At 38.7% G+C, this 13,519-nt stretch carries 11 protein-coding genes and 1 pseudogene; 4 read left to right on the forward strand and 8 right to left on the reverse strand.

Annotation, left to right across the window (positions count from 1 at the left end; all coding sequences use genetic code 11):
* Window positions 1-81 precede the first annotated feature (81 nt).
* The 5 genes from gspG to gspC all read right to left on the reverse strand — a co-directional run bounded on the left by gspG (window position 82) and on the right by gspC (window position 6,557).
* Window positions 82-513, reverse strand: coding sequence for a type II secretion system major pseudopilin GspG (gene gspG, locus ND2E_RS18670; RefSeq protein WP_033092306.1), 432 nt, complete (start codon window positions 511-513; stop codon window positions 82-84).
* Window positions 514-571: 58 nt separating this feature from the next.
* Window positions 572-1,810, reverse strand: a complete 1,239-nt coding sequence (gspF, locus tag ND2E_RS18665) for a type II secretion system inner membrane protein GspF (protein WP_033092307.1) — start codon at window positions 1,808-1,810, stop codon at window positions 572-574.
* Window positions 1,811-1,895: 85 nt separating this feature from the next.
* Window positions 1,896-3,425 carry a type II secretion system ATPase GspE gene (gene gspE, locus ND2E_RS18660; RefSeq protein WP_052056212.1) on the reverse strand — a complete coding sequence of 510 codons (1,530 nt, stop codon included), beginning with the start codon at window positions 3,423-3,425 and terminating at the stop codon, window positions 1,896-1,898.
* A complete protein-coding gene (gene gspD, locus ND2E_RS18655; RefSeq protein WP_150113698.1) occupies window positions 3,425-5,518 on the reverse strand; it encodes a type II secretion system secretin GspD in 2,094 nt (697 codons plus the stop codon). The genes gspE and gspD overlap by 1 nt, the downstream gene beginning before the upstream one ends.
* A 109-nt stretch (window positions 5,519-5,627) precedes the next feature.
* Window positions 5,628-6,557: a type II secretion system protein GspC gene (gspC, locus tag ND2E_RS18650; RefSeq protein WP_033092308.1), complete on the reverse strand. Its 930-nt coding sequence runs from the start codon at window positions 6,555-6,557 to the stop codon at window positions 5,628-5,630.
* Window positions 6,558-6,832: 275 nt separating this feature from the next.
* Between gspC and ND2E_RS18645 the strand changes: the two genes are divergently transcribed.
* The 4 genes and pseudogenes from ND2E_RS18645 to ND2E_RS23030 all read left to right on the forward strand — a co-directional run bounded on the left by ND2E_RS18645 (window position 6,833) and on the right by ND2E_RS23030 (window position 10,517).
* Entirely contained in the window at window positions 6,833-7,237 is a 405-nt protein-coding gene (locus tag ND2E_RS18645; RefSeq protein WP_033092309.1) for an RNA-binding S4 domain-containing protein, read from the forward strand.
* 5 nt (window positions 7,238-7,242) lie between these two features.
* Window positions 7,243-8,115: an Hsp33 family molecular chaperone HslO gene (hslO, locus tag ND2E_RS18640; RefSeq protein WP_033092310.1), complete on the forward strand. Its 873-nt coding sequence runs from the start codon at window positions 7,243-7,245 to the stop codon at window positions 8,113-8,115.
* Window positions 8,116-8,451: 336 nt separating this feature from the next.
* On the forward strand, window positions 8,452-10,062 hold the full coding sequence (gene pckA, locus ND2E_RS18635; RefSeq protein WP_033092311.1) for a phosphoenolpyruvate carboxykinase (ATP): 1,611 nt from the start codon (window positions 8,452-8,454) through the stop codon (window positions 10,060-10,062).
* A 176-nt stretch (window positions 10,063-10,238) separates the two neighbouring features.
* Window positions 10,239-10,517 (forward strand): annotated as a pseudogene (locus ND2E_RS23030) (hypothetical protein).
* A 19-nt stretch (window positions 10,518-10,536) separates the two neighbouring features.
* On the opposite strand, the gene envZ reads toward ND2E_RS23030, so the two are convergent.
* The 3 genes from envZ to ND2E_RS18620 all read right to left on the reverse strand — a co-directional run bounded on the left by envZ (window position 10,537) and on the right by ND2E_RS18620 (window position 13,488).
* Entirely contained in the window at window positions 10,537-11,826 is a 1,290-nt protein-coding gene (gene envZ, locus ND2E_RS18630) for a two-component system sensor histidine kinase EnvZ (RefSeq protein WP_033092312.1), read from the reverse strand.
* A 217-nt stretch (window positions 11,827-12,043) separates the two neighbouring features.
* Window positions 12,044-12,766 carry an osmolarity response regulator transcription factor OmpR gene (gene ompR, locus ND2E_RS18625; RefSeq protein WP_033092313.1) on the reverse strand — a complete coding sequence of 241 codons (723 nt, stop codon included), beginning with the start codon at window positions 12,764-12,766 and terminating at the stop codon, window positions 12,044-12,046.
* 203 nt (window positions 12,767-12,969) lie between these two features.
* Window positions 12,970-13,488: a hypothetical protein gene (locus tag ND2E_RS18620; protein ID WP_033092314.1), complete on the reverse strand. Its 519-nt coding sequence runs from the start codon at window positions 13,486-13,488 to the stop codon at window positions 12,970-12,972.
* Between the last annotated feature and the right edge of the window lie 31 nt (window positions 13,489-13,519).

Here is a 13,519-nt window from a genome sequence, read left to right on the forward strand (position 1 = left end):
GAAAATGCACGGAGTTGACGCTAGTCAATGAGTACAATTGACGCCTTAATTGAGTTTTACAGCAACAAGGTAAGACAGAAACTATTGGAAGTCGCCTAAATTCCAATTACCTATGTCATCTTCTGTGCCGGCTTCACCATCTGGACCAACAGAAAACACATCCATTCTACCCTGCTCACCTGGGTTCAATAATACATAGTCATTACCCCATGGATCTTTTGGTAAACGCTTAATATAGCCATCTTCAGGAAAACGACGTGGCTCTGGTTCGATGTCCGTTTGCTCAACTAAAGCTTCCAAACCTTGCTCAGTAGATGGGTAATCGTAATTATCCATTTTGTATAAACTCAACGATGTTTCTAATGCAGTAACATCTGACACGGCTTTTTGCATATTGGCTCTGTCTTGACTACCCAATAAGTTAGGCACAACCATGCTGGCTAAAATCCCTAAAATAACAATAACCACCATTACTTCGAGTAAAGTAAAACCTTGTGCTTTTTTCATATTCATATTGCATTCCTAATGTCTGAAAAATTATATAATAACAGCAATATTGCCGAAAATATTTTTAGCCTCCCACTAGGCTATTGAGTTGTAATATGGGTTCTAAAATAGCCATAACAATAAAGAGTACAACGCCGGCCATAGCGACCATTAGCGCTGGTTCAAATGCCTTTAAAGAAATACTCACTAAGGCATCAAACTCTCTATCTTGATTATCTGCAGCGCGGCCTAACATATGCTCTAACTCACCACTTTTCTCTCCACTCGCTATCATGTGTAACATCATAGGAGGAAACAGTTTAGTTTGCTCTAACGACACACGTAAACTTGCACCCTCACGTACTTTGTCGGTAGACGCTTTCACTTGTTTTTTAATATACAAGTTATCAAGGACTTCACCTGATATTTTCATACTTTCTAACAAAGGTACGGCACTGGCTGTCAAGATACTTAAGGTACGAGCAAAGCGTGCTGTATTAATACCTCTAGCAATTTTACCAATGCCAGGTATCTGTAATAAATATTGATGATATGCCATTTCAAAATCAGGTTTTTTCAACAATTGTGAAAAAAGTAGCATAAGTGCCGCAACTACGATCACAAGTATCAAACCATAATCACGCAGAAAATCACTGCTAGCAATCAGAAATTGAGTGGTACCAGGTAAGTTTTCACCCATGTGCTCAAACTGACCTACAATTTTAGGTACCACAGCAGTTAACAAAATAGCGATAACACCCACGGCAACTACTGTCATAATAATAGGGTAAACCAGTGCTTGAATTAATTGCGAGCGCATTTGTTGGCGCTTCTCTGTATAGTCAGCCAAGCGATTAAGCACTTTATCAAGATGGCCAGATTTCTCACCTGCCGCAACCATAGCACGATAAAGACGGTTAAATATTTTAGGGTATTCGGCCATACTTTCCGATAAACCGTAACCTTCAGTCACCTTGGTCCGAACACCCATGATCATGCTTTTTATGCGATTTTTTTCACATTGCTCAGCAACTGCCATTAACGATTCTTCTAACGGTAATCCCGACTCAACTAACGTTGCCAATTGTCGGGTAATAAGAGCTAACTCTGTTGCCGAAACTTTACCGCTTCCATTTTGGCCAAAGCTAGTCGGTGATCCGGTTTTATCAACATTTTTTTTATTCGCCAATGTCGCAGTGACTTCGGTTGGCATTAAACCTTGATCTCGTAATAAGCCGCGCACTTGCCTAGCCGTATCACCTTCGATAACACCTTTTTTAGTTTTACCCCGGCTATCAACCGCTTGATATTCAAATGCTGCCATAATTACTTAAATTGGTTATATTAGTTACTATTATAGATTCGATTAATTCACTATTGAGCTGATATAAATTAGAAGGTTCGACACGTTAATCTTCACGAGTAACGCGTAAAACCTCCTCTAACGTGGTTTTTCCTAACATAACTTTATCAAAACCATCTCGGCGAATACTTGCATTACTATGACGAACACATTTTTCGATGGCTTGTTCACCTTGACCATTGTGAATAAGTTCTCGCACTTGGTCATCAACAGGCAATAACTCATGGATGCCCATTCGACCACGATAACCTTTAAAACTACATTCGACACAACCAACTGCACGATAAATCACAGCCTCATTATCTTCTGGCAAGGCTAATAATTGCCTTTCTTCATCATCAGGTAGGTGACTTTCCCGACAATGTGGGCAAATGGTTCGTACTAATCTCTGAGCCAAAACACCAAGTAAACTAGAAGACAGTAAAAACGGCTCTACGCCCATATCTTCCATCCGTGTAATCGCACCTGCCGCTGTATTAGTATGCAATGTGGATAATACCAAGTGACCCGTTAAACTTGCTTGCACTGCAATTGCGGCGGTTTCTAAATCTCGTATTTCACCGACCATAACGACATCAGGATCTTGACGTAATATAGCACGTAATCCTCGAGCAAAAGTCATATCAACTTTTGTATTGACTTGTGTTTGTCCTATTCCTTCAATGGCATATTCAATGGGGTCTTCACAGGTCAAGATATTACGTTCTTTTGCATCTATTTGTGAAAGGCCGGCATACAAGGTTGTACTCTTTCCTGAGCCAGTAGGTCCAGTTACTAAAATGATACCGTGAGGTTTTTCGATGAGCTTAGAGAAGTTGACACGGGTTACATCTGTCATACCTAGGTCTTTTAAATCGAGACGCGCAGCATTTTTGTCGAGTAAACGTAACACCACTCGCTCACCATGGCCCGTTGGCATAGTCGACACACGGACATCAACCGCTCTACCGCCAATACGCAAAGAAATACGACCATCTTGCGGGATACGTTTCTCAGCAATATCGAGCTTCGCCATCACTTTAATACGAGAGACCAGCAAAGATGCCAATTTTCGATTGGGTTTGAGTACTTCTCGCAATACGCCATCGACACGAAAACGTATTTGCAAAGTATTTTCAAAGGTTTCTATATGAATATCAGAAGCGCTTTCTTTTATAGCTTCACTGAGCATAGCATTAATCAATTTAATGATTGGTGCATCATCTTCATTTTCTAATAAATCTTCACTTTCAATAAACTCATCAGCAAGTGAGTATAAATCAACTTCATTGCCAATGTTTTCCATCATTTGTTGTGCTTCAGAAGAGTCTCTTTGATATGCCTGAGTGAGCAGTAATTCAAAGGCAGAAAGCGATAAAAAATCAAACTCAAATGGCGCTTTAATAATACGACGTACTTCTAAAACAATATCAAAATTAACATCAGCCAAACAATGTAAGATATAACTACCCGTTGCTTCATCAGTTGAGATAAGCACGCTATGGCGTTTGGCAAACGCAAAGGGTAATAACCAAGTGCTATTCACTTGTGCTTCGACTTGTTCATCAACCTCAGTTGTTACTACTTCATCAGACATTATTGCTTCTCTTCCGCAGCAACGCCTTCTGTTGATATCGGTGGCTTGGGCAATTGACTACCTTTATCTTCTAACTTTTGCTGATATTCATCGAATGACGGTGGTAAAGTCAGGTTATCTTGCCACTGTGGTAAGATTGGCATATTTTCGTTACTCATTAACGATAAACCTTCCTCATGCTTACGGATTTGATCAGCACGAATATAATTATATTTAGATTCACTTATTTCAGTCATTAAGGCAGAATCTCGCACAATAGTTGAACGTAAAAACACCATTAAATTTCGTTTCCGCGTACTATTACTAGTCGATTTAAATAAATGCCCTAAGATTGGAATATCACCTAAAATCGGCACCTTTTGCACGCTTTCTTGCACATCTTCATCGATTAAGCCACCCAATACTACGGTGTCACCGCTCTCCGCCATAACAGTTGTTTTTATCTCTCTTTTATTGATTGAGATATCAACACCTGTGGTACCACTGACTGAAGACACTTCTTGCTCAATAATTAATTGAACTGCATTACCTTCATTCACCTGGGGTGTGACGCGCAGCTTAATACCAACTTCTTGACGATCTACCGTTTGGAATGGGTTTGAGTTATTACTACCCGTTTGTGAACCAGTAATAATAGGCACTTCTTGACCGACAATAAAATAGGCTTCTTCATTATCTAAGGTGGTAATACTTGGTGTAGCGAGAATATTTGAATTAGTATCACTGCTCACCGCATTAACAATAGCGCCCCAATCATTTTTAGCAATACCAAACATCATACCGCTTACGTTGCCGAGAACTTGGGCAAGAATGCTGTAATCGCCATCGGTTGAAGGGTTAGTTGTTGTTACTGGGTTACCATTTGAATCTATGGTAGTCACTGTATTGCCTTCTTCACCTTCCGCCGCTTGAACACCAGCAGCCACCGATGAAATACTGGCAGGACCATTAGTAAACTGAGTAAAACCACCTGCCTCGTTATACCACTGCACGCCTAAACTAACACCATCACTTTCAAAGACTTCGACAATAATGGCTTCAACAAGTACTTGTGCACGACGCACGTCTAATTGACGAATCACTGCCTCTAATGAGCGTAACATATCGGGTTGTGCGGTAATAATTAAGGCATTGGTTGATTCATGCGCTTCAATACTGACATCACGCTTTTTAGTGGTACGTGTTTTTGTTTTTGCCGCTTTTGCTTCTGAGGCAATTGAGTCACTAACACCTTTCAGCACCTTGACTAAATCTTCGGCTTTAGAATATTTTAGGTAATAGACGCGAGTATTACCGTTACTCTCTAATTCACTGTCTAAGCGCTTAACCAAACGTGCGACTCGCTCACGCGCTTTTACTTCACCACTGACAATCACACTGTTAGAGCGATCATCCGCAACAATTTTAGGAATTAAAAAGGTAGGTTGACCTGCTTTACCGCTCGTTGGTTTGTTCATTGCTTCGATGATACGTACCATTTCACCAGCTGATGCAAATTGTAGTTTGATAATTTCAACATCTTGATCGCCAGCTCTATCAACACGCTCAATAATTTTTACCAGTCTATTAACCGTTGATGCCGTTCCCGTTAACATGATCACATTAGCGGGGTCATAGTTAACAACATTACCGCCACCTGCCTGATCTGATAATTGTCTTAATAGCGGCACTAACTCTCGAACAGTAACATTTTTTACTTCAACAACACGGGTAACCATCTCATCACCGATGACATTGCTTTTATCACCGACAACGGGGATAGAAGCCGTTTTAGCATCTTTATTTCGAATGATTTTGACAATATTATTGTCCATTTCAACGGCAGCATAACCGTAGACTTCAAGAACATTGAGAAAGAATTGATAGTATTGTTTTTCAGATAATAAATCATAACTGCGTACATTAATTTTTCCGCGAACATTGGGATCAACTATCATGGTTTTTTTCAAGTTTTTACCAACGATATTGACAAACTCAGTGATTTCAGTGCCCTTAAAGTTAGGAGAATATTGCGCAGCACTTGCTTGACCAACGAAACATAAGCAATTGATGGCTATCGCTGTCGTTAGAATGAGTAAAAACTGTTTCATCATTAGGGGGATCTCTGCTTTATTATTTTAATAGATAATCTATTTAGAAAATCTTTAATCGCTAATTATATGGTGTAATTGTTACGTTTATTAATTCGATTGGCCTAGCCGTTTAATTTAAGCTAATCAGTATCTCAGTCAAGTTACCTTGGCGGTCAACCAATAATGAAATATCACGCGCTTTTTTCATTTCTGCCATCGCTTGCATTGCCTGCGCTGGAGCAATTAAATCAAAACCATTCATTTGAACGGCTACATCGCCTGTTTTTAAGCCAGCAAGTTTAAAAAACTCTGGTTTTTTACCTGGGCGTAGGCTGTATCCGACTATATCTCCGTTTTTACGTTTAGGTGAAATACGTAAATAGTCACTTATTTTTGCTGGGTTTTTAGATAACTCATTTCGCAAGTTTGTCGCTGTCGCGGTTAAAGCCTTATTGCTTCTTTGATCAACTACTCCCATACCTGCAGAATTTGCTCTTACGTTAGAGCGTGTTTTTCTGGGTTCTGTTTTATTAGCAACGTCTCTCGCAGGTTGATTATAATCAAAACCATCTAGCATCAAGGTCTCTAAACGACCTGAGTGTTTAATGATTACTCGGTCAATTAAGACTTGCTCGAGATTAGCACGCGTCCCAATGATAATATCGCCAATGCCATAAGTCTCTTGCTTACCTTTATTTTCAATAATAGCTGCAGCAATCGCTTTATCGTCACTTGCAACAAGGCCTGCTAAGGTTAAATTTAATTGGGTTTCAGGCACATTAGCCATTTCCACAACAGCTTCTTCAGCATTTTCATTATATTGACCAAAAAGGTTCAATGATTGAATTTTAGCAACATCGATCACCTTATTTGCTTTGCTAGCATTGGCATTGGTTGATTTACTATTCACCGAAATGTTTTGACTTGTTTGTTCTTGCGGCACAAGTGACCAAGTGATCTTTGCACTGACATAAGCAATATAAACGACTAATACTGCCATCACTGATTGCGCAACTCTTCGATGACCCAATTGTGTAAATAATGATGCGAACGTTGTCATGTTAGTCGGAAATGCCATAGCTACTTATATTATTGTTATCTTGAAATAATCTACTCATTTATAGCCATCACTATATGTTAGATTTATGTTAAGTAAATACGAATGATACTTGACCGCAAGGTAAGCAACAAGCCATAGCCTGAGATTTTACGCTTTTTAAGCAAATTAAATCGTAACTAAATAACAATTAACTCGCGAAAGCTAGATAAATAAAGGTTGTAATGCTAGTTTTCAGACCAATATATTTCTTATAAGTTCCAGTTTTCAGGTTTATTATGTCAACAAGTCAAGATCCCAAAAAAAACGCCACCCGCTTAGATAAATGGCTTTGGGCAGCCCGTTTTTATCGCACTCGCGCTATTGCCAAACAAATGATTGATGGTGGGAAAGTTTTTTATAATGGTCAACGCACTAAGTCAGGCAAAGCCGTGTCAATCGGTGATATAATAAAAATAAGACAGGGGTTCGAAGAAAAAGAAGTCACCGTTATCGCATTAGCCGACAAACGCAGTGATGCTACTTTTGCTCAAACTTTATATCAAGAAAGTAAGCAAAGTATAGCAACCCGTGAGAAAAACTCTCTAGCGCGAAAGCAAGGCATTTTACTTAGCCCTGCTAGTGATACTAAACCAGATAAGAAACAACGTAGAAAACTACGTGAATTTAAAGAAAGGATCTAATAACCATGAGCCAATCCAATGTATTAAATCGCTACCTATTTACCGATGCCCATGCCCGTGGTGAATTAGTGCAATTAAATAGTAGCTTTAAGAGCATTATTAAAAACCATAACTATCCTGCTGGCGTAGAAAAATTATTAGGTGAATTGCTTAGTGCCACTTGCCTATTAACAGCAACACTGAAATTTGAGGGTGATATTACTGTGCAATTGCAAGGTGATGGTCCTGTTGGCTATATGTCGGTTAGCGGTAATAATAATCAACAAATGCGTGGAATCGCTAAAATAGCAGAAGAAACCTCTGCTGACACACTGCAAACGTTAATTGGTAAAGGCACAATGATTATTACCATACGACCCAGTGTAGGTGAAGCTTATCAAGGGGTTGTTGCGTTAGATAAAGAAAGCCTTGCTGATTGCTTAGCACACTACTTTGAAGTTTCAGAACAAATTCCAACTAAAATTTGGCTATTCACTGATACTGAGCAGCAATTGACCGCAGGTGCTTTAGTACAATTACTGCCTGACGGTGATGGTAGTGCTGAAAATAAAGAAAAACAGTTAGCTGACTTTGAGCATTTGTGCCAACTAACCAATACGATTAAAGCTGAAGAGGTTTTCTCGTTAGAAGCCGAAGCTTTGCTTTATCGTTTATACCATCAAGAACAAGTGAATATCTTTGAGCCTCAACCCGTCAGTTACTTATGTGGTTGTTCTGCCGATAAGTGTTTGGCGGCAATTTCACAAATAGAGCCGAGTGAAATAAAAGCAATTTTGGCAGAGCAAGGTAAAATTTCAATGACCTGTGATTACTGTATCACCACTTATGATTTTGATGAACTCAGCCTTCAAAGTTTCATTTCGAAAGTTAATCATTAAAAAAAGCACGCTTTTTTATCGATAAAAGCAATCGAAAGCTTCGTTGTTAATTATCACTTATTCCATATAGTGATAATTAATAGCTGAGTACACCTCCCCCAAAGCCCTTATTTTTATTGACTTAATGTTTTTATACTTGAAACAGCTGCAATTTTCATAGTCACCATTTATTTTATTTATAGTGAAAACTTTCACAATAAACTATTTTTTACTTTCGTTTTGCTCGTTATTACCCTAAAATACCCCGCAATAAAGACAAAATGAAAACTTTCATGACGTCCTTCAATAACCGACTTACTTAAATTAAAATTTGTCATACTTAGGAGTGAACTTGCTATGACCGCCCCGAAAAACTCAATTGATTTGTCACAATACGGCATCAACGATGTTAACGAAGTTGTTTATAACCCATCGTATGAGTTACTTTTTAGTGAAGAAACTAAAGCTAGCCTCGAAGGTTTTGATAAAGGCGTAGTGACTGAGCTAGGTGCAGTTAATGTAGACACGGGGATATTTACCGGTCGCTCTCCTAAAGATAAATATATTGTTCGCGATGATGTAACTCGCGATACCGTATGGTGGTCTGATCAAGGTAAAAACGACAATAAAGCCATGACCCCTGAAACATGGGATCACTTAAAAGGTCTAGTAACTACACAACTTTCTGGCCAACGTTTATTTGTTGTTGATACTTTTTGTGGGGCTGATGAAGCAACACGCTTAAAAGTTCGTTTCATTACCCAAGTTGCTTGGCAAGCTCACTTTGTTAAGAACATGTTCATTCGCCCAACTGATGCTGAATTAGAAAACTACGAACCAGACTTTGTCGTAATGAACGGTGCTAAAACAGTTAACGATAAATGGCAAGAACAAGGTTTAAATTCTGAAAACTTTGTTGCTTTTAACTTAACAGAAAAAATTCAGCTAATTGGTGGTACTTGGTACGGCGGCGAAATGAAAAAAGGTATGTTCTCTATGATGAATTACTACCTTCCGCTTCAAGGTATTGCTTCTATGCATTGTAGTGCTAACGTTGGTAAAGATGGTGACACTGCAATTTTCTTCGGTTTATCTGGTACAGGTAAAACGACCTTATCTACAGACCCTAAACGTGAATTGATTGGTGACGACGAGCATGGTTGGGATGATAATGGTGTATTTAACTTTGAAGGTGGTTGTTACGCAAAAACAATCAACTTAAGCAAAGAGAATGAACCAGATATCTACAACGCAATTCGTCGTGATGCATTATTAGAAAACGTTACGGTTGATGCTGAAGGTAAAATTGATTTTGATGATAATTCAAAAACTGAAAACACACGTGTTTCATACCCTATACATCACATCGATAATATCGTTAAACCTGTTTCTCGTGCAGGCCACGCTAAGAAAGTAATTTTCTTAACTGCTGATGCTTTTGGTGTTTTACCTCCAGTGGCAAAATTAACGCCAGAGCAAACTGAATATTACTTCCTTTCAGGTTTCACGGCTAAACTAGCAGGTACGGAACGTGGTATTACAGAACCAACACCTACTTTCTCAAGCTGTTTTGGTGCTGCTTTCTTAAGCTTACACCCGACTCAATATGCAGAAGTGTTACATAAACGTATGGACGCTGTTGGCGCTGAAGCTTACTTAGTTAATACCGGCTGGAATGGAACTGGCAAACGTATTTCAATTAAAGCAACTCGTGCCATCATTGATGCTATTTTAGATGGTTCAATTGATGATGCCGAAACCGAAATCGTACCATTATTTAACCTAGAAGTGCCTAAAGTGTTAGCAGGTGTTGAAGGTGATATTCTTGACCCAAGAAACACCTACGAAGATGCTAGCATTTGGAATGATAAAGCAGCAGATTTAGCAAAACGCTTTATTAATAACTTTGATAAATTTACTGATACTGAAAACGGTAAAGCACTTGTTTCTGCAGGCCCTCAGTTATAAAGTATTAAGTTCAAAGCTAGCATTTCATAAGCTTTACTTGAGATAGTTTAAAGCCAGCTGTTAATGTATTAACAGCTGGCTTTTTTATTGTTTTTATTTAATTAAAGTACTAGGGTCTGTTGATCTTTCGCGGTTAAATTTTGTTCGAGATAAAAGCGTTTTAATCGCGGCGAGTAGTGTGTAGCCTAGTTACTCTAAGCAAATACTATTCAACAATGAGTAAGACGCTTATAGCCGAATCCTTCGGACAGCATTTGTTGGTCATTTTTACGGCGTTATCGCCTATTGATGTGACGCGATATGGATATCGCTTATTAGACAATGCAGGAGCATATTGTCCTGAATAACCACATGACAAAGGCTCTGCCTTGTATAAATACCCAACAAAACGCTGCAAAAACAATCTCGAAAGTTCAGCAGACCCTAATGAACTCAAGAAAGGCAAATTTAAATAGCTTAAAAGTAGCGGTGTCGTTAGAACTCCAGAGGAAGGTAGACTTTTGCCTGTAAACCACCTAAAGGTTTATTTGACAGTTCAACTTTACCACCATGAGTGTCGACAATTCGCTTGATAATAGCTAAACCTAAACCACTACCCTCTGTCCCCCTAGCGGTATCTCCTTGGGTAAATGGTTGAAACAATCGCTCAATATCAGCATCTGGAATACCAGCACCATTGTCACTAACGATGAAAAATGCATAGTCATTTTCTACACCAGTGAACACTTCGATCTTATCTTCAGTATAACGAATGGCATTTTGTACCAAATTAGCTAGCGCGCGCCTTACCGCTACGTGTCGTAATGGAATTTTAGCGCACTCACCGGGATGAAAAGTGATTAATCTATCGTTGGGTGTTTCTACATTCAACACCTCTTCAACCAGAACATTTAAATCACCAAGCTCTGCTTTATCTTTCGAATCATGACGAATATAATCAATAAATTGGTCGATAATATTATTCATATCATCAATATCCGTTTCAATGCCTTCCTTTAGAAAAGCATCTTGTTCGTGCATCATCTCACTCGCCAAGCGAATACGAGTCAAAGGCGTACGTAAATCATGTGAAATACCCGCCATAAGTAAATTTCGATCTTCTTCGAGCTGTTTAATACCTTTTGACATATGATTAAAGGCTTGAGTTACCGCCATAACTTCTGAGGTTCCTCGTTCAACAAGAGGGTCTGGAAAATCTCCCCGACCAACATCTTCTGCCGCAATTTCTAATGACTTTAACGGTCGATTTAGTTGTCGAACAAAAACCCAACCGCCCATAACACTTAATAAGCCAATGACAACCATAAAAAAGATTAGCGGTGAAAAACTCCCTTTTTCCATGCCAGTTAGCGGGATTTTAACCCAAAGGTGTGGTGCTTGAGGAGCTCGTATCCAAAACAGATATTCATCCCCTTGTGAAATTCTTACTTCAGCAGGTCCACCGAGTAATGCAGACATTTGTTCAGACCTATAAGGGTATAACCCCGCATTTGCTAAGCCAAAATTGTAAGCATCTTCTTCACGGTAAACACCAATACCCGTTTCAATATGAAAGGCCTTAGCCATTTTAGGGCTTAATTTAGCATCATCAATATCAATGAAAACGACACGTATTTGTTTAGCCAACAATTGATTCATTTGTTGCTGATTTGGCTCAATAACATAGAGCGCAAAAGAAATGTAGGAGACAATTTGATTGATAAAAAGCAAAAAACCTATCAATAAAACAGTTTGTCCAAAAGCACTACGCGGCAATATTTTCATATAAGTAACTTAACTTGAAAGAATAACGAGCATATATCGGTTCCACTTGAAGATGCTCGCTCCAGCAAACCTGAACGATTCATATTTAAGGCACATTTTCTTTTTAAGGGTTATTTCCTTAAAAAGAAAATGTAATACAGAGCATAATTAGACCAGCTTTGTCTGTAAACGTTTCTAACTGCTCAATCCAACATATTCAAGTGGATTGGAAATATAACTAAGCAGGGCTACCATCAGGTACAAAGACATAACCTAAGCCCCAAACCGTTTGTAAGTATCTTGGTTTAGCAGGATCTTCTTCAAGCATTCTACGCAGCCGTGATACTTGCACATCAATACTACGCTCGAGTGCTGAGTAATCTCTACCACGTGCAAGGTTCATTAATTTATCACGAGATAACGGCTCTCGAGGGTGAGTGACGAGAGCTTTAAGCACGGCAAACTCACCGCTTGTTAAAGGCATGCTAATATCATCTTTTTGCATTTCACGTGTCGCTAAATTTAAACGATAGCCACCAAAGCTAATCACATTCTCTTCTAACGCAGGAGCTCCTGGCGCTTCTTGGGTACGACGTCGTAATACCGCCTTAATACGAGCAAGTAGTTCTCTTGGGTTAAATGGCTTAGGCATATAATCATCTGCACCTAGCTCTAAACCAATAATACGATCAACCTCGTCACCTTTCGCGGTTAACATAACAATAGGGATATTATTAGAGTTTTGACGTAAACGCCGGCAAATGGATAAACCATCCTCACCAGGTAACATAAGGTCGAGTACTAATAAATGAAAGTTTTCTCGTTCAAGTAAACGGTCCATTTGTTCGGAATTAGCGGCACTTCGCACGGTAAAACCTTGCTCAACTAAATATCGCTCTAACAATGAGCGTAAACGCATATCATCATCTACTACTATAATTTTAGGTGTTTCTTGAGTCATTTGTTGTATCACCTTGCTCGGTTTCCTTTCATAATAAATATATATCTGATGCCAATCAACTTGCATGCTTGTCAGGGCACTTCGAATAACAGCGTTTATAAGTTAACGCTACTATAAGTGAAATTGCTAACAATAAGAAACTGGCAAAAGTAAAACAGTCTAAGTATTTGTTACAATTTATGTAATTTCTAGGCTAATCTAAATTATTTTAAATAATGAATACTTTGTTCTGTTACACATTGCGTGAAGCTTTTTTTGCGCTCGCTATGTGAAAGAGAAGAGACAGCTTGTTTAACTAAATGCATTTTTTGTTCTCGCTCTGCTTTTGGTAAATGGGCAAGCTGTCCTTGAAAACAGCCCAACAAGCCAAAATTTAATGCCACATCTGACTGCATTGTATCTTCACCTAAACAGCGCCCAAGCTTTTCTGCTAATATATTTTTATCCATTTCTGTGATTAAGAAATTAAGCTTGTAGTCAGCCTTATCAAATTTTCTCACCTGATTACAAATGAAAAATATATCAGCAACGGCAACAACAGGTATTAACTGTTGATGTTGTTTACTAAAGCGCTTTTTTAACCATTCATCATTTGCCTTTTCATGAGTAGGACTAACTCCAACAGATTCGCTCGCCGTATTTACAGAAAAAAACCACCATGCTTGGCTGGGAAATACGTAACAAGCGAGCACAATTAATAATAAATTTAACGGTATTTTCATTTCACTAGGCTCTAAAAAATATACATTGAAT

The organism is Colwellia psychrerythraea (assembly GCF_000764225.1).
In the GTDB taxonomy this organism is placed as follows: domain Bacteria; phylum Pseudomonadota; class Gammaproteobacteria; order Enterobacterales; family Alteromonadaceae; genus Colwellia; species Colwellia psychrerythraea_D.

Excerpts from the sequence above, each read along its gene's own strand:
- gspC (WP_033092308.1), bottom strand. The coding sequence starts at position 6,557 with ATGACAACGTTCGCATCATTATTTACACAATTGGGTCATCGAAGAGTT.
- gspF (WP_033092307.1), bottom strand. The coding sequence starts at position 1,810 with ATGGCAGCATTTGAATATCAAGCGGTTGATAGCCGGGGTAAAACTAAA.
- ompR (WP_033092313.1), bottom strand. The coding sequence starts at position 12,766 with ATGACTCAAGAAACACCTAAAATTATAGTAGTAGATGATGATATGCGT.
- envZ (WP_033092312.1), bottom strand. The coding sequence starts at position 11,826 with ATGAAAATATTGCCGCGTAGTGCTTTTGGACAAACTGTTTTATTGATA.
- pckA (WP_033092311.1), top strand. The coding sequence starts at position 8,452 with ATGACCGCCCCGAAAAACTCAATTGATTTGTCACAATACGGCATCAAC.
- hslO (WP_033092310.1), top strand. The coding sequence starts at position 7,243 with ATGAGCCAATCCAATGTATTAAATCGCTACCTATTTACCGATGCCCAT.
- gspG (WP_033092306.1), bottom strand. The coding sequence starts at position 513 with ATGAATATGAAAAAAGCACAAGGTTTTACTTTACTCGAAGTAATGGTG.
- gspE (WP_052056212.1), bottom strand. The coding sequence starts at position 3,425 with ATGTCTGATGAAGTAGTAACAACTGAGGTTGATGAACAAGTCGAAGCA.
- gspD (WP_150113698.1), bottom strand. The coding sequence starts at position 5,518 with ATGATGAAACAGTTTTTACTCATTCTAACGACAGCGATAGCCATCAAT.
- ND2E_RS18620 (WP_033092314.1), bottom strand. The coding sequence starts at position 13,488 with ATGAAAATACCGTTAAATTTATTATTAATTGTGCTCGCTTGTTACGTA.
- ND2E_RS18645 (WP_033092309.1), top strand. The coding sequence starts at position 6,833 with ATGTCAACAAGTCAAGATCCCAAAAAAAACGCCACCCGCTTAGATAAA.